This is a genomic window from Lutibacter sp. HS1-25, assembly GCF_004121075.1.
Taxonomy (GTDB): Bacteria; Bacteroidota; Bacteroidia; order Flavobacteriales; family Flavobacteriaceae; genus Lutibacter.
This window is the reverse complement of sequence record NZ_RHLN01000043.1, coordinates 87739-110883: the sequence shown is the minus strand read 5'-3', so window position 1 is coordinate 110883 and position 23145 is coordinate 87739. Positions and strand designations below refer to the sequence as shown.

Sequence of the window (23145 nt, the reverse complement as noted above, 5' to 3'; positions counted from 1 at the left end):
AGTTGGGATTTAATGAATAATTTTAAATAGCAACTCTTTTAAAATATCTTTTGCTGGTAAATTTGCGCCAACTCCTTTACTTTTTACATCGGCATCACGCAACAATCCAATAACTTGCGATACTTTTCGCATGGGATAATTTTTGGCTGCCACAGTATAATCTGAAACAAAAAACGGATTTACACCCAATGCTTTTGCAACACTGGCTTTAGACTTGTCGTTTAAACTATGATAAATAAGCAATTGCGTAAAAAAACTGTTTAGCAAAGAGATCGTCATAATTAACGGATTGGCTTTTTGATTTTGAGCAAAATAATTGATAATTTGATTTACTCTTAACACGTCTCTCTCCCCTACCGCTTTACGCAATTCAAAATTATTGTAATCTTTACTTATTCCAATATTTTCTTCAATATCTTTAGCAGTAATTTTAGTTCCTTTGGGTAAAACAACAATTAATTTATCCAGTTCGTTGCTAATTTTACTTAAATCTGTTCCTAAAAATTCGACCAACATCAACGTTGCTTTGGTATCAATGTCATATTTTTTTCCTGAAAGTACCCTACGAATCCAATCAGCTACCTGATTTTCGTATAATTTATTACTTTCAAACACCAAACCACTTTTTTGAATGGCTTTATACAAGGCTTTACGCTTGTCTATTTTTTTATATTTATAGCACAAAACCAACACTGTAGAAGGTTGTGGGTTTTGCGCATAAGACAATAAATTTTCAATAGTTCCAGATAAATCCTGAGCTTCTTTAACTACAATCACCTGTTTTTCAGCCATCATAGGAAAACGTTTTGCATTGTCTATAATATCGCTTATTTCTATATCTCTTCCATACATTACCATTTGATTAAAACCTCGTTCCTCTTCCGTAAGTATATTGTTTTCAATATATTCTGAAATTTTATCAATATAATAAGGCTCTTCGCCCATCAACAAATAAATAGGTTTTACAATTCCATTTCCAATATCAGAAACTATTTTAGCAACGTCACTCATGTATAAAAAAAAATTAGCACTTTTGCGGTATGCAGCCCTTAAACTTACCTACATATAAATTAAGAATCAAAAGTAACGAAAATAAGCTTGTTATTTTTGATATCATTCGAAAAAAATATGTTGTTCTTACACCTGAAGAATGGGTTAGACAACATTTAATTCATTATTTAATTGAAGAAAAAAAATACCCAATTTCTTTAATTGCTGTTGAAAAAAAAGTGACAATCAACAAGTTAACAAAACGCACAGACATTTTGGTTTTTGACAATACCGGATTGCCAAATATTATTGTTGAATGCAAAGCCCCGTCAGTAAAAATAACACAAGCTACTTTTGATCAAATTGCAAGATATAATTTAAAATTAACTTCAGAATTTTTGATTGTTTCTAACGGATTAGAACATTTTTTCTGTAAAATGGACACTGAAAACGAATGTTATATTTTCTTAGAAAACATTCCGAATTACGGTGATAAATAAAAAATAATTTATCATTTTCTATAATTTTTGAAGTAAGTTTGCACCTGTGAAAATAGCACTTGTTATATTAAATTGGAACGGCAAACAATTATTGGAAAAATTTCTTCCTTCAATTGTTAATTTTAGCACACAGGAAAATGTAACAATTTATGTTGCAGACAATGCTTCAACTGATCATTCGGTTGAATTTATCAAACAAAATTTCCCATCGGTTTTAATCATTCAAAATAAAAAAAACGGAGGCTTTGCCAAAGGTTATAACGATGCTTTAAAACATGTTGAAGCGGATATTTTTGGACTTATAAATTCAGACATTGAAGTGACCGAAAATTGGTTAGATTCAATTATTTCAACATTTAAAAACGAAGCAACTACAACTATTATTCAACCAAAAATTTTAGATTTTAAAAACAAATCATTGTTTGAATATGCTGGTGCAGGTGGCGGTTTTATTGATAAATTTGGTTACCCGTATTGTAGAGGTCGTGTTTTTTCGACCATTGAAACAGACCATTCACAATACAATGATACTACTGAAATATTTTGGGCATCGGGTGCTTGTTTTTTTATTCGTGCTGAAGTGTTTTTTGAATTAGAAGGGTTTGATGAAGATTATTTTGCGCATCAGGAAGAAATTGATTTGTGCTGGAGAGCAAAAAATAGTAATTATATTATTAAATACGTTGGCGCTTCAACAGTTTACCACATTGGTGGCGCAACCATAAAAGAAGCAAGTCCTAGAAAATCGTTTTTAAATTTTAGAAATAGTTTGTTTAGTTTGGTTAAAAATTTACCAACTTCAAAGTTGGTTCCTGTAATATTTATGCGAATGATTTTAGATGGCATTGCAGGTGTTAAATTTTTAGCAGAATTGCGACCAATTCATACTTTAGCCATTTTAAGAGCACACGCTAACTTTTATTATTCATTACCAAAAACACTAAGAAAAAGAAAAAAATCAATCCAAAATAACAATTACTACAGTATAAAAAGTATAGTTTGGAGTTATTATGTACAGGGAAAAAAGAAATTTGAAGACCTATAAATCTTCAACACTTCCTTTACCTACACGCAATACATTTATTTCACCTTCAGATAAATCTACCACTGTTGACGGAATATTATCACCATAACCTCCATCAACCACAACATCAACAATACTACCCCATTTTTCATAAATCAATTCTGGATCTGTAGTATATTCTACTAAATCATCTTCATCATAAATAGACGTTGATACAATTGGATTGCCTAATTTTTTAACCAATTCTCTAATAATATTGTTATTTGGAATCCGAATACCTACCGTATTTTTATTTTTAAATGCTTTTGGTAAATTATTATTTCCTGGTAAAATAAAAGTATAAGGTCCAGGAAGGTTTCGTTTTAATATTTTAAAAGTGGATGAATCAATTTGCTTTACATAATCAGATAGGTTACTTAAATCGTAACACACAAACGAAAAATTGGCTTTGTTTAATTTAATACCTTTAATTTTAGCTATTTTCTCCATAGCTTTAGAATTGGTAATATCACAACCTAAACCATATACGGTATCTGTTGGATAAATTATTAATCCACCTTTTTTTAAAACCTTCACAACTTTGTCAATCTCACGTTCGTTTGGGTTTTCTTCAAAAATTCTGATTAATTCTGCCATTTCAATTATAGTTTTAACAAATGTAGCTATTTTTAAGCATAAAAAAACCTGCCAAAAGCAGGTTTAATTATATATTATACTTTATTTTCTATCAACCTAAATCCTTCACCGTGAATATTTATAATTTCAACATTAGGATCCAATTTTAAATACTTTCTTAGTTTGGCAATGTATACATCCATACTTCTAGATGTAAAATAATTATCGTCTCTCCATATTTTTGTCAAAGCCATTTCTCTTGGCATCAAATCGTTTTTATGCACCGCCAATAATTTTAACAATTTACTTTCTTTTGGAGAAAGTTTTTGAGTTTCTTCACCTGGAAAATTTAAGTGACGTAATTTAGAATTGAATTCGAATTTTCCAATGGTAAATTCAAATGATTCTTCTTCTGTAATTTGCTCAGCTTCTTTGCGTTGTAAAATTGCTTTGATTTTATACAATAACACTTCAGAATCGAACGGTTTATTTAAATAATCATCTGCACCTGCCTGATAACCTTTTAAAACATCTTCTTTCATTGTTTTGGCAGTTAAAAAAATAATAGGCACTTCAGAATTGGTAGCTCTAATATCTTTTGCCAAAGAAAAACCATCTTTACGAGGCATCATTACGTCTAAAATACACATATCAAATTCGTCGTTTTTAAACATAATTAATCCTTCCAAACCATCTTTTGCAAGGGTCACATTATAATCGTTTAACGATAAGTAATCTTTCAAAACGATTCCAAAATTAGGATCGTCTTCAACTAATAAAATCTTGTTGTTTTCCATATTTTTTTATTTAAATCAGTGGTAAATTAATGGTAAATGTACTTCCTATTCCTTTTTCACTTTCAACATTAATTTGACCTTGATGAATTTCTATAATTTTTTTAACATATGAAAGTCCTAAACCGTGACCTTTCACATTGTGAATATTTCCTGTTTCTTCTCTATAAAACTTTTTAAAAATGTTTTTTTGAACATTTTTATTCATACCTATACCATTATCTTTAATTTTTATAATAATATGTTTATGCGTATTTTCAGTTTCAATTTCAATTATTGGTGCGTCTACTGAATATTTTATAGCATTTTCTAACATATTTACAAACACCGTTGTTAAATGAAACTGGTTTGCCATTACATCATTTAAAGTCGCTTTAAAATTTAATTTAATAACCCCACCTCTATCTTTTAACAATAAATCAACGTGTGTCAATGCTTCTTCAATAATATCATGAACATCAACAGGCTCTTTAACTACATCTAATTGATTTTTTTCTAATTTTGAAATACGCAATACATTTTCAACTTGTATATGCATACGCTTATTTTCATCTCTAATCATTTTAACATAGCGCTCAACTTTTTCTTTATCTCCTATAATTTTAGGATTTTTAATAGCGTCTAATGCCAAATTTATGGTTGCAATGGGTGTTTTAAACTCATGCGTCATGTTATTGATAAAATCTGTCTTAATTTCAGAAATTTGTTTTTGTCTTACCAATTGATACAATGCTGTTACAAATGACAGAATAATTATTAAAATAAAAAACACTGATAGCACTAAAATTTTTGAAATAGAAGAAAGAATAAAATTTTTCTTTTTTGGAAAAGTTACAAATAACTGATAATTACTGTTTCCTTCTGTATCAGAAAACATAGGAACCATATAACTTTTTCCTACTTCTTTTTTAAAATAATCAGATTTTACTTGTGTTGCCAAACCATTACTGTAAATACCATATTTAAAATCGGTTGAAATACCTCTTAAATCTAACTGGCTTTTTAAACGCAAGGTAAGCTCTGTATTATTTACCCTTTGATGAATTGGAATACGACTTCGTGTAGCGTCAAATGATTGAACTAACAAAGACTTTTCAGCCTCTTTAATTCTTCCCATTTTAGTAATATGCTCTTCAGGTAATTCTGTTTTATTGCCTCTTGAATTGTCAAGCATTATGTTTTTAGCTACAAAAAAATCTTCTTTACTAAAAATCTCTTTAAAATCAATAGAATCATTTTCAAAGAACTCAACCGGGACTTTATAATTTTGCTCAATTATACTTTGTGTATAGGTATAACGCTCATTACTAACAGTATCTATACGCTCATAAATAAAATTACGTATATCAGAACCGTTAATTAACTGTCCCTCTTTATAACTGGCTGCATATTTTTCATAAAAATCATCAAACTCTCTTTGCCTGATATCATCTGAAACCTTAGCCAAAGCAATTTTTACGTTTGATGTAAATTGCTCCTCTGTTATTAATATTGTGTTTTTAATCCAAAAAACTTGAACAAAAATAATACCTATTAAGGCGATACTCATCAATACAATAATGAGTATAAAAATCCTCTTTCCCATTAATCAAATTTAAACTTTTAACAACACAAATAACGCTATTTCAAAAAAATTAACAGACATTGCTCTTAATTAACAAATAATTAAGATTTTCAGCAAATTTAATGCATTTTTTGCAATAAGTCAAACACAGTTAATACTTGTGTTTTTGTACTTTCCAAATCATTATTTTTTATTACAAAATTTGAATTTTGAATTCTAAATTCATCGCTTATTTGATGATTCATTCTTTCTAAAACTTGCTGTTTTGTAACACCATCTCTTTTTGAAACGCGCTTTAATCTTTCTTCTAAATCTGCCGTAACAGTAATAATATAATCGCACATGGTATGGTTACCACTTTCAAACAGTATGGCAGCTTCATAAATAACGAGATTTGCATTACAATTTTTTATGAAATTTTGAAAATGAGCACGTACTTTTGGATGCACTAAACTGTTCAACTCCTGCAACTTATCACTATTGTTAAAAACTACAGAAGCAATATAAGCCCGATTTAATTCGTTATTCAAATAAGCTTCGTTTCCAAATAAAGCACAAATCTCTTTTTTCAAATCTAAATCGGTTGACATTAATTTTTTGGCTTCAATATCGGCAACATACGTTTCAACACCTAAAGCTTTAAATAAATTTAAAACAGTGCTTTTTCCACTTCCAATGCCGCCTGTTAGTCCAATTATTTTCATGTTTTTTTACTTTTGAATTAAAAATTCTAATTGACTTGGAACAACTTTTATTGAATACAATAAATTACTTTTCTGCAAAATTGAAGGCGTTAAATACTTAATAATAGAATCGTTTTTATATTGGTTAAAATCAAAAACTACCGAAAAACTATCTGGATTGATTTTATTAAAATTTGAAAGACCAACTTGGTAAATTATATTTACCTCTTTTGGAAAAGGATTAACTTTTATGCCCTCAGGAACATTTATAATTTTTACAGGAATTTTAAAACTACCCTCGGTAAACTTATCAACTTTAGCTGTTACCTGAACTTTGTTGGTTGATAATACAACCTGATTATTTTTAACTGGAGATTTTAGCTGTATAGAAGCATCAATAGTTTCGTAAACCTCGTTTAATTTTAGTGAAACCGTACGAATTTGAAAAATAGTGTCTATATATTTCTCTGGCCCTGTTATGGTTATAGAATCTGGAGTGCTTTTTAAGTTTTCAATAAAATTATAACCCAGCTTAAACTTTACATCTACATTTGGATAAACAGGTACTTTTTTAGAAATGTTGTTGCCCAATTCTACAAAAATAGTATCCTTTAAAACATCTAACACATCAATATTAGCAGGAAATTGTTGACTTAAATAAGAAAGTTGTGCGTTTGGCAAAAAATAATATTGCTTTTTTTGCTTTGTAACATTGCTTAAATTTAATTTAATTTTTTTTAGTTTCGATTTATATCTTAATTGAGAAAAACCGGGAGCTTTTAGCACCAAATCAATTTGAGAAACAGATGCATTTTGCAGTAATTTATCGGCAGGTATGTTTTCAAATTGCACTTTAAATGTAGTAATACTGGTATATGTTTTAGACAATTCTATTACCAACCAAACAACAGAAGTTAGTACCAAAAAACCTAAAAAAAGTTTGATTTTTCTATTTTTTTTTAGGGTAAAAATGGATGCTTTGTTAATTGTTTTCATATTTTAATTAAAACATAAATATACAAAAAAAGTGAGCCAAATAGGCTCACTTTTTATAATTGACTATTTTGATAATTTAGTTTTTTTCAACTAAATTTTGTACTTTTTTTGTTAAATCCATTGAAATTGCAGAACGTTCAAATTTAATTTTCCCTGCGCTAGTTTCAATAATAACAGTATTGTCACTATCAACAATATCCACAATTTTACCGTGAATACCACTTGTAGTAATTATTTTATTTCCTCTTGCTATTTCGCTTTGAAATTTCTTTTCGGCTTTTGCTTTTTTCATTTGTGGTCTAATCATAAAGAAATAAATAACCACAAACATTAATAAAAATGGTAACATACTCATTAAACCACCTTCTGCTTGTAAAAAAATTGCTGTATACATTGTTTTATTTTAATTGATATTAATATTATTTTTTTGCAGTTACAGTACCCTTTAATCTAATAACCTGGGTATTTTTTTCTGCATTTGATTTTACTGTAATTGATTTATTTTGAACACCAACTCTACCCGTTGAATTAAATTCGAATTTAATTTCACCCGAAGCCCCTGGAGCAATTGGCTCTTTTGTCCAATTTGGTGTAGTACAACCACAAGATGGTTTTACATTTAGAATAATTAAATCTACTTTACCAGCGTTTGTAACTTTAAAAACACCTTCAACTTTTTCACCTTCAACAACGGTTCCAAAATCATATTCTTCTTGGTCAAACTCAACAATTGGCAAACCTAAACTTAACTTTGCATCACGCTCTTTAGCGCTTTCTAAGTTTGACTCATTTATTTTAGATGATGCTGTTTTTGTTTCGCAAGAACTTAAACTTATTACAGCAAATAATAATAAAACTATTTTTTCATATTTATAAATTTAATTTGTAAAAATATAAAATTAGATCAATCCTCTTCCTATTTTATTCAATCTTTTTGAAGCCGAAAATTCTTTTAAAATTTTATCTAAAACTCCATTTATAAAATAACTGCTCTTGTCTGTAGAATAATCTTTCGAAATTTCGATATACTCGTTTATTGAAACACTTGTAGGAATTGAAGGGAATTTTAAAAACTCAGCAATTGCCATTTTTATTAAAATCAAATCAATTTCTGCAATTCTATCTTTGTCCCAGTTTGGTGTTTTATCTTCAATTTCTTTTTCAAATTCAGACTGATTCAAAACAACTTTTCTAAACAAATCTACAACAAACTTTTTATCGTCATCATCTTTATACAACCTTCCTAATTGTAAAGTACCATTTGCTTTTAAACTGTTTAGAGTTTTAACTATCCAGGTGTTTACAAACGGAATATCATCAACCCAAGTAATATTTTTATCCTCAAAATAATCAGCAATTTTATCATTTGGAGCCACAATAGTTTTAAACATTGCTACCACAAACTCTTTATCTTCCTGAAAATTATTGGTGTTAGACTCCATATAAGAAGCATAAATCTCACTTTCTTTGGTAAGCTTCCAAACTTCTTTTACATATTCATCATCCAATTCCCAATTGGTTAAATGCTGGGTTTCTAAATATTCATTCAACGAAACACTTTCGCTCAAAATATTAAAAACTGTATTGTCAATAAATTTTGTGTTTGGATTTTTTTCTTCAGCAGTAGCTAAAAACTTTTTTTTAGAAATGGCAATATGATTGCTTTCTAAATTTCTTACTTCAACCAATAAACGTAATAACAGTGCGTACATATCATACATTTTATCGATACTATAATATAAGAATTTTTCTTCTCTTATTAGGTTGTCACTTTTAGATTGTTGCAACGCATAAACCGATTGCATTACTTTAACTCTAATATGTCTTCTGTTTATCATTTAAAGAACTTTATTTTGAAGCCGCAAAAATACTATATTTTTTTTGATAAAGAAGCGTGTTTTATTTTTTTTAAACTAAAGTTAAAACTTTTAAAATATAGTAACATAAAATTATATTGCTGTATATTCGTGCTTTTAAAATTGATTGCAGCTACTCCCTTTATGAAAGCTTTACAGTACTTAAACAAATATTTTTTCAAATACAAATACCGACTTTTATTAGGTGTATTTATTACCGTTTTATCAAATCTTTTGATACTTCAAGTACCACATTTTACAAAAGAATCTGTTGATGTTGCTGAAAACTACCGACTTGGCACAATTACCGATATAGAAATTGTAAAAACGGATCTTTTTTACAATATTTTATTAATTATTGGAGCAGCTTTGCTATCTGGTTTTTTTACCTTTTTAATGCGCCAGTTAATTATTGTGACTTCTAGGTTAATTGAGTTTGATTTAAAAAATGAAATTTACCAACAATACCAAAAACTTTCATTAAATTTTTACAAAAAAAACAAAACAGGTGATTTAATGAATCGCATTAGTGAAGATGTTTCTAAAGTTAGAATGTACTTTGGTCCTGCCGTTATGTATACTGTAAACATGCTGGTTTTATTTATTGTTGCCATTATTAAAATGTTTCAAATTGATTCGACCTTAACATTATACACCATATTACCACTGCCCGTTTTATCTATTTCTATTTATGTTTTAAGCAGTATTATTCACAAACGAAGCACCATTGTACAGCAATATTTATCAAAATTAACTGCAAATGCACAGGAAATATTTTCAGGAATAAGCATTATAAAATCGTACAATATTGAAAATAAAGCGATTGCTGAATTTACATTGTTGAGTGATGAAGCCAAAGAAAAAAACATTCACTTATACAAAGCAAATGCACTATTTCATCCACTAATGATGCTCTTGATAGGTTTAAGTAACATTTTGGTTATTTATGTTGGTGGTTTGCGATATATGGATGGCGAAATTTCGTTAGGTGTTATTGCTGAATTTATTATGTATGTAAATATGCTTACCTGGCCAGTTGCTGTTGTGGGTTGGGTAACCTCAATTATACAAGAAGCTGAAGCTTCTCAAAATCGTATCAATGAATTTTTAAAAATTGAACCAGAAATAGTAAACAACAACCCAAATGAGTCTACAATTTATGGCGATATTGAGTTTAAAAATGTAACTTTTACATATGACGATACCAATATTACAGCACTAAAAAATGTATCATTTAAATTACCACAAGGAAAAACTTTGGCAATTTTAGGAAATACAGGTTCAGGAAAATCCACCATCATCAATTTAATTGCTCGTTTATACGATGTAACTTCTGGGGAAATTTTAATTGATGGAGAAAATATCAAATCACTAAATTTAGATAATTTAAGACAAAGTATAGGCTTTGTTCCGCAGGAAGCTTTTCTGTTTTCAGATACCATTAAAAACAACATAAAATTTGGTGATGAATATGCTTCAGACGAAAAAATTGAAAAAGCAGCTAAAGACGCCTACATTTACCATAATATTATAGAATTTAACAATGGTTTTAATACCTATGTTGGGGAAAGAGGTGTAACGCTGTCTGGAGGTCAAAAGCAACGTGTTTCTATAGCCAGGGCAATTATAAAAGATCCTCAAATTTTAATTTTCGACGATTGCCTTTCGGCTGTTGATACAGAAACTGAAGAAATTATTTTAAACAATTTAGACCATATTAGCAAAAACAAAACAACACTGATTATTAGTCATAGAATTTCTTCAATTAAAAATGCAGATAGCATTATAATTTTAGAAAACGGAGCGATTATTCAACAAGGTACACATAATGAGTTGGTTAATAAAAATGGCTATTATAAAGAATTATACGAGCAACAACTTTTAGAAAAAGAAATATAAAAAGTATAAAATAAATCAAATTATTTTATAGATTTGTGAATATATCCAATAAAAAGGTTAATAAAAATAGAAAGTTAATTATGAATGAAAACGAACATTTAGAACAAGAGGAGATTTTTTCTCAAGTTCTTAGAGCAGGAAGACGAACTTACTTTTTTGACGTAAGAGCTACCAAAGCAGAAGATTATTACTTAACAATCACTGAAAGTAAGAAATTTACACACGACGATGGATCTTTCCATTACAAAAAACACAAAATTTATTTATACAAAGAAGATTTCACAGAGTTTAATGAAATGCTTCAAGCTGCAACTGATTATATTTTAGGAGAAAAAGGCGAAGAAGTTATCTCTGAACGTCATCAAAAAGATTTCAAAAAAGCTTCTGATAATGAAGAAAATGTTGAAATCACAAGTGCAGAAAGTTTTACAGACATTAGATTTGAAGATATTTAATCTATGTTTTATCAATTTTAAAAGAGGTTATCATAATTTATTTGATAACCTCTTTTTTTTTATTTATTTCTAATTATTTAAAATATATTTGAATAAACAATTAAAAAAATTATAATGAAAAAAATCAATCTTATCAAAACAACAGTTGCAATGCTTTTTATCTTTAGCACTGCTTTTAGCCAAAAAGCAATTGAATTAAAGTACAATCTAAATACCAACGATAAATACAATTATACAACCGAAACGGATCAAACTATTAAATTTGATGCTAATGGTATCGAAATGAGTATGGGAATGTTAATGAGTATGGAAATGACTTATTTAATAACCAACAAAACTGATAACGATATTGCTTTAGACGGACAAATACAAAGAGTCCAAATGTCACAATCTATTATGGGTATGGAAATAAATTACGATTCTAATACACCCGATAATAACGACCCAACAGTTGCTGCAATAAGTGAAGAATTTCAAAAAATATTGAATAAATCGTTTCAAATTGTAATTGATTCTCAAGGAAAATTAAACAATATGGATTTAAGTAATATTGTTGAAAATAAAGACATTTCAAACAATTTTTATTCGGGAACTAATTTTGTGATTTACCCAAAAAACAAGATCAATGTTGGTGATAGTTGGGATGAAGAAATTTCAACTTTGGAAAAAAGCGAGATGAAATACAATATAAAATACACTTTGCTTAAAACTGAAAACAACAATGCTACAATTGGTGTTGAAGGCATTATTTCTGCAAACAAAGTAAATGATGTTGATATAAACTTAAGCGGAACTGTAAACGGAGAAATGATTATTGATACTAAAACAGGATGGCTTGTAGACTCACTTTTAAACCAAACTTTGGCAATGGAAATTAGCCAAGGTGGTATGGTGTTTCCGGCTACTGCTGTTGGAACAATTAAAAATACTTCGAAAAAGATTTAATAGTTAAATATGAGGCTGTAGCTGTTTTAGTGGCAGTTTGCTGTTATTTATTGTTCAAATAAGTGTTAGGGATTGAGTGGCATGTTTGAGCTCTTTTTTTGTTGCTTTTTACAACAAAAAAAAGCGAGTAACGAAAGCCCGACCCCTTGTGGGTAACACCCAAAAAACCAATTTAAAGTTATACATTTAAAAGCAAATTATAATTTTAAGAACAACTTATAAAAACAAAAAACCGCCTAAAGTAATTTTAGACGGTTTTTTTATTGATTTTATTATCAATTTAAGCCAGCACTTGTTGTACTTTGTCTGCTGCTTCTTGAAATTCTGTTGCAGAGATTACAGCCAAACCACTATCATCAATCAACTGTTTTGCTTCAATGGCATTGGTACCTTGCAAGCGCACAATAATAGGCACTTTAATAGCGTCTCCCATATTTTTGTATGCATCAATAACACCTTGCGCTACACGATCACAACGCACAATACCACCAAAAATATTTACCAAAATGGCTTTTACATTGTCGTCTTTTAAAATAATTCTAAAAGCTGTTTCAACACGTTTTGCATCTGCAGTACCACCAACATCTAAAAAGTTAGCTGGCTCACCACCCGACTGCTTTATTAAATCCATTGTACTCATTGCCAAACCTGCACCGTTCACCATACAGCCAACGTTACCATCTAAATCTACATAATTTAAACCTGCTGCATTGGCTTCAACTTCAATTTCATTTTCTTCGCGTAAATCTCTCAACGCTGCTAAATCTTTATGACGAAACAAAGCATTGTCGTCTAAAGTTACTTTAGAATCTACGGCTAAAATTTTATCATCTGAAGTTTTTAAAACAGGATTGATTTCAAATAAAGAAGCATCTGATTTTACAAAAGCGGTGTATAATGAAGTAACAAACTTTGTCATTTCTTTTAATGCATTACCCGACAAACCTAAGTTAAAAGCAATTTTACGAGCTTGAAAAGCTTGTATGCCTAACAAAGGATCAATTTCTTCGGTAAAAATTAAATGAGGTGTTTCTTCAGCAACCGTTTCAATATCCATACCACCTTCGGTAGAATACATAATCATATTTTTACCAGTAGCTCTGTTTAATAAAACAGACATATAATATTCTTCTGGTTCGCTATCACCAGGATAGTAAACGTCTTCAGCAATTAAAACCTGATGTACTTTTTTACCTTTTTCTGATGTTTGTGGTGTAACCAACATCATTCCTATGATATTTTCAGAAATCGACTCTACTTCAGCCAAACTTTTAGCCAATTTTACGCCGCCACCTTTACCTCTTCCACCTGCGTGAATTTGAGCTTTTACAACCCACCAGCCAGTACCAGTTTCTTCTGCTAATTGTTTTGCAGCTTCAACTGCCTTTTTATGATTATCAGCAACAATTCCACGTTGAATTCTAACGCCAAAACTATTTAACAATTCTTTTCCTTGATATTCGTGTAAATTCATTAGTAGTATAGATTTTTTTAATGTTCTAAAAACAAATATAATAAATCAAATTTGAACAACAGTCATGTAAATTTTAAATCTTATTAATTTTATTTGCTTCATAAAACTCTTCAAATGCCTTAATTCAAACGTTTTCAATTAAAATATACTTAATTTAAAAAACACCTCGTTTTTTTGTGTTTTATCTATTTTATCTCACTCTAAATTTCAAATACTTAACTTTTAAACAGCTGATTTTAAACAATGATTTAACTTTAAATTACAAATGTTTGCAAACTATTATTTTCAACACTTTTACACAACATCTTTTTTAACTATTGAAATCCTTAAATTTAATTTTATTAACATTTTTTTAAGAGTTCACCTATTTTATGTTGAATATTTTTGTTTAGAATTGAAAATACTCTCAAAAAAACGATGAAAAAATATTTATTATTATACTTTCTTTTTATTTTTTCAATCGGGTTCTCTCAACAAGCTAAAAAATCAGTAAAGGCCTTGAGAGTTGAAAAAAAGCCCACTATTGATGGTGTTTTAAATGAAGAATTTTGGAAAAATGCTGATATAGCAAAGGACTTTGTAATGTTTAGACCCGGAGAGGGAACTCCAGAAAATCCAAATAAAAAAACAGTTGTAAAAATTGCTTACGACAATGAAGCTATTTATTTTGGAGCAACTTTATTTGATAATACTCCCGATAAAATACCAATGCAATTTGGTAGTAGAGATACTTTTAAAAATACCGATTTTTTTCTTATTAGTTTGAACCCATTTAACGATGGTCAAAACGATTTTGAATTTTTTGTTATGAGCACCAATTCACAAGCCGACGCTAAAGTTTTTCCTGATGGAGATGAAGATTTTAGTTGGAATGCAGTTTGGAATAGCGAAGTTACTATTAACGATAATGGCTGGGTTGTTGAAGTTAAAATACCTTATTCTCAACTACGATTTGCAAATACACCTGTGCAAACTTGGGGCGTTAACTTCCACAGAAAAATAAACTATTTAAACGAACAATATGTTTGGAGCCCCATCAATAAAAGTGTAGGTGAAATTTCATTTTATTCAGGAGAAATCACTGATTTTGAAAACATTGAACCTCCTACCCGATTGAGCTTTTATCCTTATACGTCTGGAACTCTTTCAGATTATGATGGAGATACCAGATTTGATGCAAATTTTGGCTTAGACATAAAATATGGTTTAAGTGAAAGCTACACTTTAGACGTTACTTTAATTCCAGATTTTGGTCAAACTGCTTTTGATGAAACCGTACTAAATTTAGGTCCTTTTGAACAACGTTTTTCTGAAAAAAGAGAGTTTTTTACCGAAGGTACTGAGCTTTTTACCAAAGGGAATTTATTTTATTCAAGAAGAATAGGAAATACTCCAACGGATTATTATGATATTGAAGATGAACTACTTGAAAATGAAAAAATCATAGAAAACCCTTCAACAGTAAATATGATAAATGCCATTAAATTATCTGGTCGAGATAAAAACGGACTTGGAATTGGAATTTTTAATGCTATTACCGAAAAAACACAGGCAACTATAAAAGACACCATTACTGGCGTGGTTAGAGCACAAACAACTGAACCATTTACCAATTACAATGTTTTTGTAATTGACCAACAATTCAATAAAAACTCATCTGTAAGCTTTGTAAACACCAATGTAATGCGCGATGGTAGTTTTAGAGATGCCAATACCTCTGCATTGCTATATGATATTTCAGATAAAGAAAATAAATACAATGTACGCGGAAATTTAAAAATGAGCAATGTAAAAGAAGATGGCGTAAATAAACCTGGTTATGCTGGTTATATTCAACTTGGTAAAACCTTTGGAAATTACCAATATTATGTAGAATACAGTAGAGCTAATGAAAATTACGACATCAAAGATTTAGGCTTTATCAGAAGAAATAATTACGCTAATTATGAAGGAAAAATCTCTTATCAAATTTTTGAACCCACTAAAACTTTTAACGAATACCGCATTCGTTTTGAAGCTGGATTAGACTATTTAAGCTCAACAAACGCATATACTGGTAATGATTTTGAATTAAACGCATACTTTTCAACCATTAAACGATTTTTTTTGGAGCAAATATCGAAACTAACATAGGTTACCAATACGACTATTACGAACCAAGAGTTGATGGGCGCTATTTTAAACAGCAAGGGGTTTTTGAATCTGGCGCTTGGATATCAACAGATTACAGAAAGAAATTTGCAATAGATTTTAGTTTGTACTTCGCTGTTCGTTACAACAATAGCGACAACAATTATAAAAGTGTTGCAATTGCGCCCCGTTACCGCTTTTCTGATAAATTTGAAATGGTTTACGAAATAAATTACGAACAACTATTGAACGATTATGGTTATGTTGACAATCTTGACAATGGAGATATTATTTTTGGAAATCGAAATTCAAAAGAAATTACAAATTCATTAAGCGGACAATTAAATTTCAGTACTAAATCATCGCTATCACTTTCCTTTAGATATTACTGGTCTCCTGTTGCATATGATGACCAATATTATTTACTAAATGATGATGGCATATTAAACGCATCAACTTATTTAGAAAATAACGATATCAATTACAATGTTTGGAATTTAGATTTAAACTACACTTGGCAATTTGCCCCAGGAAGCTTTTTAGTTGCCCAGTATCGCAATTCTATTTTTAATGAAGATGATTTGTCTTATTTAGATTTTAATGAGAATTTAAGTAACTTATTTGAAGAACCAATCAATAATATTGTCTCTCTGAAGTTAATTTACTTTTTAGACTACAGTCAAATAAAATCGTGGTTGTAGTTTTCATTTAATTGTTTAATTTCACAACATTATTTTAGAAAATGATAGAAGCTACAAATATTCACAAATTTTACGGAGATTTAGAGGTCTTAAAAGGAGTTGATTTACACATTAAAAAAGGCGAAATTGTTGCGATAGTTGGCCCGTCGGGAGCAGGTAAAACTACCTTATTGCAACTTTTAGGAACTTTAGACAAACCTTCAAAAAACAAAAACTCTACACTAACAATTCAACAACAAAACTTGTTGGATTTAAAAGACAAAGATCTTTCAAAATTTAGAAATAAACACATTGGTTTTATTTTTCAGTTTCACCAATTACTGCCCGAATTTACGGCGCTTGAAAATGTATGTATACCTGCTTTTATAGCCAATACACCTAAAAAAGAAGCCGAAGAAAAAGCAAAAGAGCTACTGGATTTTTTAGGATTAGCAGACAGGATTAACCACAAACCAAACGAATTATCGGGCGGTGAGCAACAACGTGTGGCTGTTGCAAGAGCATTGATAAACAATCCTGATGTTGTTTTTGCCGATGAACCAAGTGGAAATTTAGATTCTACATCTGCCAAAAATTTACATGAGTTATTTTTTACCTTGCGCGAAAAATTTAACCAAACCTTTGTAATTGTAACACATAACGAAGAATTGGCTGAAATGGCAGACAGAAAGTTAGAAATGATAGACGGAAAAATCATCAATTAAAATTTTAAAATGATAGGAATTATTAGCGCAATGCAAGAAGAAATTCAGGCATTGTTACACCAACTTGAAAATACAACAATTACTGAAAAAGGAATGCGAAAATATTACCAAGGAACACTTTTTGGCAAAGAAGTAATTTTGGTTTTTTCTCGCTGGGGAAAAGTGGCATCTGCAGTTACAACTACTCAATTAATCAATGATTTTGATGTTTCTGAAATTATTTTTACAGGTGTTGCAGGTGGTATTGTAAACGAATTAAATATTGGTGATGTTGTAATTGGTAAAAACTTATTTCAACACGATTTAAATGCTTCTCCTTTTTACGAAAAGTTAGAAATTCCTATATTAAAGAAAAAGTTTTTAAACACAAGCGATGCTTCAAAACTATTAGCAGCAACCAATACTTTTTTTAAAAATTACAATACTTACATAAAACCAAGTGACGCGGCACTTTTTGATATTGACAACCCTAAAGTTGTTTTTGGAGACATTGCAAGTGGCGATCAATTTATTTCGAGTTTGAAAAAAATTAAAAAATTGAACAAATTAATACCTACTGCAACCTGTGTAGAAATGGAAGGTGCTGCAGTAGCGCAGGTTTGTTTTGAATATCAAATACCTTTTTCAATTATCAGAATTATATCAGACAAAGCAAACGACAATGCACACATAGATTTTTCGACTTTTGCAAATTCAATTGCCAGTAATTATGCCTTGGGAATTTTAAAAAACTATTTTTCATAAGTCGCATTCATTTTCATATCTTTGAGAAACAACTCTAAAAAATGCAGTTTAAATACCCTGAAATTTTATACGCATTACTACTACTTATCATTCCGATAATAGTTCATTTGTTTCAATTACAACGATTTGTAAAAGTACCTTTTACCAACCTTCAGTTTTTAAAAAAAATAGCACTACAAACGCGCAAAAGTTCACAATTAAAAAAATGGTTGATATTGGCTACCCGAATGCTTGCTTTAACCTGTTTAATTTTAGCATTTTCTCAACCTTATTTTTCAAAACACACAACGCAACAAAATTTTAGTACGGCTATTTTTTTAGACAATTCTTTTAGTATGCAAGCCAAAGGAGATCAAGGCGAATTGTTAAAAAGTGTTGCTCAAAAAATAATTGAAAATACCGCCAATCAAAATCACCCAATTTCACTTTTTACAAATTCAACTTCTGCTAAAAATTTAGATGCTGCAACTTTAAAAAACGAGTTGATAAATATTCAATATTCATCTAAACATTTTGATTTAAACCTTGCTTTACTTCAATTAAACAAGCAAAAATCAACAGACAAAAACACCATTCATAAAAACATATTAATCACTGATTTTCAACAAATAAACAACAATACAAAACCTGAATTTCAGTTAAATTCTCAGTTTAAACTTTTACAAACAACACCCATTAATAAAAACAATGTTTATATAGACAGTGTTTACATTGGCAATACTACTTTTGAAGAAATTACGCTGAATGCAATTGTAAAAACTGTTGAAAAATCTGAATTAAACGTTCCTGTTTCGCTTTTTGAAGAAGCCAAATTAATAGGAAAAACAATGGCAAAATTTAATAAAAACAATACAATTACAATCCCTTTTACAATACCAAACACTTTAAAATTTAATGGTCGAATTTCTTTAACAGATGCAAACTTAACATTTGACAACGACTTTTATTTTTCCATTTCAAAACCTTCAAAAATAAATGTTTTAAATATTGGAAATGAAAGTGATTTTTTAGCTAAAATTTATACTGAAAACGAATTTAATTACAGCACTACTCCACTTCAAAATTTAAATTACAATAGCATACAAAATCAGCAATTTATAGTTTTAAATGAACTTGAAATTATTCCAAATGAACTAACTACAATTCTGATTGAATTTTTACAAAACGGAGGCCATTTTGCAATTATTCCTGCAAAAAAAACAGACATCAATTTGTACAACCAATTTTTAAATTTGCTTAAAATTGGAAAAATTAAATCTGCCATTGAAACTGAACGCAAAATAACTTCTATTAATTATGAGCACCAGTTAATTGCAACCGTTTTTGAAAAAAAAGTAGCTAATTTTAATTATCCAACAACAAATTTCTGGTTCGATACACAATTTAATTTTAGCTCAACTATTTTAACTTTAGACAATAAAAAGCCATTTATCTCGGCTATCAATACATTTAACAGTCAGGTTTATTGGATTGCTTCACCTTTAAATATTGAAGTTTCTAATTTTATACAATCTCCATTGATGGTTCCCATATTTTACAACTTTGCCACCAACAGCTTAAAAACCAATCAACTATATTATACCATAAGTCCAAATACAACATTTGATATAAAAGCCACCATTAAAAAAGATGAAGTTTTAAAAATCTCAAATGGTAGTAGCGAGTTTATTCCACTTCAAAAAATAGCACAAAATAAAGTGACTATAAATTTAGAAAACAATATTCTTGAAAGTGGATTTTACACTATTTTAAACAACAATAACATACTTAAAACCATTGCATTTAATTACGATAGAAAAGAAAGTGATTTAAATTATACAGACATTAATTCACTTGTTAATGAAGCTGAAAATGTAACAATTTCATCGTCTATTGATGAAATTTTTAAAGAAATTAACAATGAACAAGAAATCAATTGGCTTTTTAAATGGTTTTTAGCATTTTCTGCCCTATTTTTGTTCATTGAAATGCTGATATTAAAATATTTCAAAATATGAATCTACTCTTAAAAGCTGCAACAATTATTGACAAATCCAGTCCGTTTCATCAACAAAAAAAAGATATTTTAATTGAAAACGGTATCATTACAAAAATTGCCAATTCTATAGAATCCAACAATTCAATAAAAGAAATAAATCTAGAAAACCTTCATATTTCACAAGGTTGGTTTGACACAAGTGTTTGTTTTGGAGAACCCGGTTTTGAAGATTGCGAAACCATTGAAAACGGTTTAAATACAGCCGCAAAAAGTGGTTTTACCGCTGTGGCAGTAAACCCAAATACAAATCCAGTAGCCGACCATAAATCTACCATTGAATTTCTAAAAAATAAGGCCGAAGGTTTTGCAACCAAATTATATCCAATTGGTTGTTTAACTAAAAATGCCGAAAGCAAAGATTTGGCAGAGTTATACGATATGCAAAACTCTGGCGCAATTGCTTTTGGAGATTATAAAATAGCCATAAACAATGGTAATTTATTAAAAATAGCATTGCTTTATGCCCAAAATTTTGATGCTTTGGTAATGAGTTTTCCGCAAGACAACGCTATTGCAACAACTGGTTTGGTAAATGAAGAAGTAAACAGCACAAAATTAGGTTTAAAAGGGATTCCTGCTTTGGCTGAAGAGTTACAAATTTCTAGAGACTTGTTTATTTTAGAATATACAGGTGGTAAATTACACATCCCAACCATTTCAACAAAAAAATCGGTAAAACTAATTAAAGACGCTAAAAATAAAGGCTTAAATGTAACCTGTAGCGTAGCTGCTCACAACTTAGTTTTAACAGATAGTGAACTTTTTAGTTTCAATACCAACACAAAAGTATTACCTCCATTAAGAACCCAAACAGATAACAAAGCTTTGATAAAAGGTTTAAATGAAGGTGTAATAGACATTATTACAAGCGACCACAACCCTATAGACATTGAACATAAAAATTTGGAATATGTTGGTGCTAAATTTGGTACTATTGGTTTAGAAAGTTTGTTTGGAGCTTTAAACAAAAAAGTAGCCATTGATACCCTTATCAACTGCTTAACTATCAATCCGAAAAAAATATTTAATATCGAAAATTCACCCATAAATGAAGGTGAAAAAGCGAATTTAACATTGTTTAACCCTGAATTTGAATATAAATTTACCGAAAAAGATATCATTTCAAGCTCAAAAAATGCTATATTTATAGATAAAAAACTGAATGGAAAAGTTTATGGAATAATTGCAAATAACAAAGTAATACTATAATTAATAACCGCTAAAATCTATTATTATGCAAAATCAAACTGTACAAGAAGGTAAAACAATGGCCGTAATTTCTTATGTTTTTTGGCTTGGATTGATAATTGCCATTTACATGAATAACAAAGATAAAAATCCTTTTACATCTTTTCATATTCGTCAATCATTTGGTATTTTGCTTTTAAATTTAGCTGCTGGATTTGCATTTCAATATATGAATCATACTTTAGGATTTATTATTGCAGTTACAACAGTTATTTTATGGATTTTAGGTAGTTTTGCCGCATTAAAAGGTGAAGAAAAAGAAGTTCCACTTTTGGGCAAACTTTTTCAAGATTTATTTAAAGGACTCTCTTAAAACATATATGGAAGAATTATCATTAAAGTACATTGTAAAAAAACCAGCAATAATTAACGAAAATACCTCACTACTTATATTGCTTCACGGATACGGAAGTAATGAAGAAGACTTGTTTTCATTTGCCAACGAATTACCTTCAGACTTATTAATTGTTAGCGCAAGAGCCGTACAAGAACTTGGTTATGGAAGTTACTCTTGGTACACCATAAATTTTAACAGCACTCAAGGTAAGTTTTCAGACATCCCTGAAGCTATAAAAGCCAGAGATATTATTTATAAATTTATTACTGAAGTGCAGGAAAAATACCACATTTCTCCTGAAAAAACTTTTCTTTTAGGATTTAGTCAAGGAACTATTTTAAGTTATGCCGTAGCTTTAAATTACCCAAAAACAATTCAAAAAGTAATTGCTTTAAGTGGCTATATAAATGCAGAATTGTTACCTGAAAATTTAGAAAAATCTGATTATAAATTATTAGATTTCTTTATTTCACACGGAAGTGTAGACCAAGTTATCCCTGTTGAATGGGCCAATAAAGCACCTGAGTTTTTGAATCAATTAAATATAAAAAACAGTTATCAGGAATATTTGGTTGGACATGGTGTAGCACCAAAAAACTTTTTTGATTTTAAAAAATGGATTGAAGATCGTATGTAATAAAACATGTAAATATAAAATACAATAATTATGGAAATTTTAGGAATTGACGTTGGTGGTAGTGGTATCAAAGCTGCTATAGTAAATACCGAAACCGGAGAATTAATTTCTAACAAACACCGCCTAAAAACACCTCAACCAGCTACACCAGAAGCAGTTGCTACAACCATTCAAAAACAAATCAAACATTTTAAATGGACAGGTATTGTAGGTTGCGGATTTCCAACTCCTTTACAACATGGCAAATGTTTAACAGGTGGTAATTTACACGAAAATTGGAAAGGAGTTCTTGTAAATGAACTTTTTAAAAACAAAACTGGCAATGATTTTTATATTGTAAATGATGCTGATGCTGCTGGATTGGCTGAGATTAATTTTGGCGCCGGAAGAGCTAAAAAAGGTGTTATTATTATGATAACTCTTGGCACAGGCATTGGATCTGCAATATTTGTAGATAGCAAACTGCTTCCTAATACAGAATTTGGCCATGTTTTAAACAAAGACGGAATTGTATTTGAAAAATATTGTGCAGACTCTATTCGGAAAAATGAAAAATTATCATTTAAAAATTGGGGAAAACGACTAAATGAGTATTTTAAACATGTAAATTTACTATTATCTCCAGATTTGTTTATTGTTGGTGGAGGAATCAGTAAAAAAATTGAAAAATTTAAATCACTAATTAAAATAGACACACCTATTGTTGCTGCTGAAGCCGAAAATGAAGCTGGTATTATTGGCGCAGCACTGGCAGCTAAATTTGAAATTAAATAACCATTTAAATTAACTTACCTTTTTTTTAATACTTTTT

Annotated in this window: 22 protein-coding genes and 1 pseudogene; 13 read left to right on the top strand and 10 right to left on the bottom strand. The window is 29.4% G+C overall.

Features of this window, described 5'->3' with window-relative positions; translation table 11 throughout:
- Nucleotides 1-9: 9 nt before the first annotated feature.
- Complete coding sequence (holA, locus tag EC396_RS11780; protein ID WP_129366889.1) at nt 10-1011, bottom strand: DNA polymerase III subunit delta; 1002 nt, start codon at nt 1009-1011, stop codon at nt 10-12.
- Nucleotides 1012-1040: 29 nt separating this feature from the next.
- Here holA and EC396_RS11775 point away from each other — a divergent pair, with 29 nt between their 5' ends.
- Nucleotides 1041-1490, top strand: coding sequence for a type I restriction enzyme HsdR N-terminal domain-containing protein (locus tag EC396_RS11775; protein WP_129366888.1), 450 nt, complete (start codon nt 1041-1043; stop codon nt 1488-1490).
- A gap of 46 nt (nt 1491-1536) precedes the next feature.
- On the top strand, nt 1537-2535 hold the full coding sequence (locus EC396_RS11770) for a glycosyltransferase family 2 protein (RefSeq protein WP_129366887.1): 999 nt from the start codon (nt 1537-1539) through the stop codon (nt 2533-2535).
- Here the strand turns inward: EC396_RS11770 and EC396_RS11765 are convergent.
- The 8 genes from EC396_RS11765 to nusB form a co-directional block, all read right to left on the bottom strand.
- Nucleotides 2530-3150: an L-threonylcarbamoyladenylate synthase gene (locus tag EC396_RS11765; RefSeq protein WP_129366886.1), complete on the bottom strand. Its 621-nt coding sequence runs from the start codon at nt 3148-3150 to the stop codon at nt 2530-2532. The genes EC396_RS11770 and EC396_RS11765 overlap by 6 nt on opposite strands.
- 74 nt (nt 3151-3224) lie before the next feature.
- Complete coding sequence (locus EC396_RS11760) at nt 3225-3926, bottom strand: response regulator transcription factor (protein WP_129366885.1); 702 nt, start codon at nt 3924-3926, stop codon at nt 3225-3227.
- Between the two features lie 10 nt (nt 3927-3936).
- Nucleotides 3937-5508, bottom strand: coding sequence for a sensor histidine kinase KdpD (locus EC396_RS11755; RefSeq protein ID WP_129366884.1), 1572 nt, complete (start codon nt 5506-5508; stop codon nt 3937-3939).
- Nucleotides 5509-5606: 98 nt separating this feature from the next.
- A complete protein-coding gene (gene coaE, locus EC396_RS11750) occupies nt 5607-6191 on the bottom strand; it encodes a dephospho-CoA kinase (protein ID WP_129366883.1) in 585 nt (194 codons plus the stop codon).
- Between the two features lie 6 nt (nt 6192-6197).
- Nucleotides 6198-7166: a CdaR family protein gene (locus tag EC396_RS11745; RefSeq protein ID WP_129366882.1), complete on the bottom strand. Its 969-nt coding sequence runs from the start codon at nt 7164-7166 to the stop codon at nt 6198-6200.
- A gap of 76 nt (nt 7167-7242) precedes the next feature.
- On the bottom strand, nt 7243-7560 hold the full coding sequence (yajC, locus tag EC396_RS11740) for a preprotein translocase subunit YajC (RefSeq protein WP_129366881.1): 318 nt from the start codon (nt 7558-7560) through the stop codon (nt 7243-7245).
- 25 nt (nt 7561-7585) lie between these two features.
- A complete protein-coding gene (locus EC396_RS11735; RefSeq protein WP_164975258.1) occupies nt 7586-7903 on the bottom strand; it encodes a DUF1573 domain-containing protein in 318 nt (105 codons plus the stop codon).
- A 162-nt stretch (nt 7904-8065) separates the two neighbouring features.
- Nucleotides 8066-9004, bottom strand: a complete 939-nt coding sequence (gene nusB, locus EC396_RS11730) for a transcription antitermination factor NusB (RefSeq protein WP_129366879.1) — start codon at nt 9002-9004, stop codon at nt 8066-8068.
- A 162-nt stretch (nt 9005-9166) separates the two neighbouring features.
- Between nusB and EC396_RS11725 the strand changes: the two genes are divergently transcribed.
- The 3 genes from EC396_RS11725 (at nt 9167) to EC396_RS11715 (ending at nt 12321) form a co-directional block, all read left to right on the top strand.
- Nucleotides 9167-10921 (top strand): ABC transporter ATP-binding protein, encoded by a 1755-nt coding sequence (locus EC396_RS11725; RefSeq protein WP_129366878.1) that lies wholly within the window; start codon nt 9167-9169, stop codon nt 10919-10921.
- 80 nt (nt 10922-11001) lie between these two features.
- The gene (locus tag EC396_RS11720) at nt 11002-11376 is read left to right on the top strand and encodes a PUR family DNA/RNA-binding protein (protein WP_129366877.1); all 375 of its coding nucleotides are present in this window, start codon (nt 11002-11004) and stop codon (nt 11374-11376) included.
- A gap of 114 nt (nt 11377-11490) precedes the next feature.
- On the top strand, nt 11491-12321 hold the full coding sequence (locus tag EC396_RS11715; RefSeq protein WP_129366876.1) for a DUF6263 family protein: 831 nt from the start codon (nt 11491-11493) through the stop codon (nt 12319-12321).
- Between the two features lie 280 nt (nt 12322-12601).
- On the opposite strand, the gene sucC is transcribed toward EC396_RS11715, so the two are convergent.
- The gene (sucC, locus tag EC396_RS11710; protein ID WP_129366875.1) at nt 12602-13795 is read right to left on the bottom strand and encodes an ADP-forming succinate--CoA ligase subunit beta; all 1194 of its coding nucleotides are present in this window, start codon (nt 13793-13795) and stop codon (nt 12602-12604) included.
- A 417-nt stretch (nt 13796-14212) separates the two neighbouring features.
- Here sucC and EC396_RS11705 point away from each other — a divergent pair.
- The 8 genes and pseudogenes from EC396_RS11705 to ppgK all read left to right on the top strand — a co-directional run bounded on the left by EC396_RS11705 (nt 14213) and on the right by ppgK (nt 23108).
- Nucleotides 14213-16626, top strand: a pseudogene (locus tag EC396_RS11705) (DUF5916 domain-containing protein).
- Between the two features lie 41 nt (nt 16627-16667).
- Nucleotides 16668-17330, top strand: coding sequence for an ABC transporter ATP-binding protein (locus EC396_RS11695; RefSeq protein ID WP_129366872.1), 663 nt, complete (start codon nt 16668-16670; stop codon nt 17328-17330).
- 9 nt (nt 17331-17339) lie between these two features.
- Nucleotides 17340-18074, top strand: a complete 735-nt coding sequence (locus EC396_RS11690; protein WP_129366871.1) for a 5'-methylthioadenosine/adenosylhomocysteine nucleosidase — start codon at nt 17340-17342, stop codon at nt 18072-18074.
- A gap of 41 nt (nt 18075-18115) precedes the next feature.
- The gene (locus EC396_RS11685; RefSeq protein WP_129366870.1) at nt 18116-20071 is read left to right on the top strand and encodes a BatA domain-containing protein; all 1956 of its coding nucleotides are present in this window, start codon (nt 18116-18118) and stop codon (nt 20069-20071) included.
- Nucleotides 20068-21321, top strand: a complete 1254-nt coding sequence (locus EC396_RS11680) for a dihydroorotase family protein (RefSeq protein ID WP_129366869.1) — start codon at nt 20068-20070, stop codon at nt 21319-21321. The genes EC396_RS11685 and EC396_RS11680 overlap by 4 nt, the downstream gene beginning before the upstream one ends.
- A gap of 25 nt (nt 21322-21346) precedes the next feature.
- On the top strand, nt 21347-21673 hold the full coding sequence (locus EC396_RS11675) for a DUF4870 domain-containing protein (RefSeq protein WP_129366868.1): 327 nt from the start codon (nt 21347-21349) through the stop codon (nt 21671-21673).
- A gap of 7 nt (nt 21674-21680) precedes the next feature.
- Nucleotides 21681-22334 carry an alpha/beta hydrolase gene (locus EC396_RS11670; RefSeq protein ID WP_129366867.1) on the top strand — a complete coding sequence of 218 codons (654 nt, stop codon included), beginning with the start codon at nt 21681-21683 and terminating at the stop codon, nt 22332-22334.
- 30 nt (nt 22335-22364) lie between these two features.
- On the top strand, nt 22365-23108 hold the full coding sequence (ppgK, locus tag EC396_RS11665) for a polyphosphate--glucose phosphotransferase (protein ID WP_129366866.1): 744 nt from the start codon (nt 22365-22367) through the stop codon (nt 23106-23108).
- Nucleotides 23109-23145: the final 37 nt, after the last annotated feature.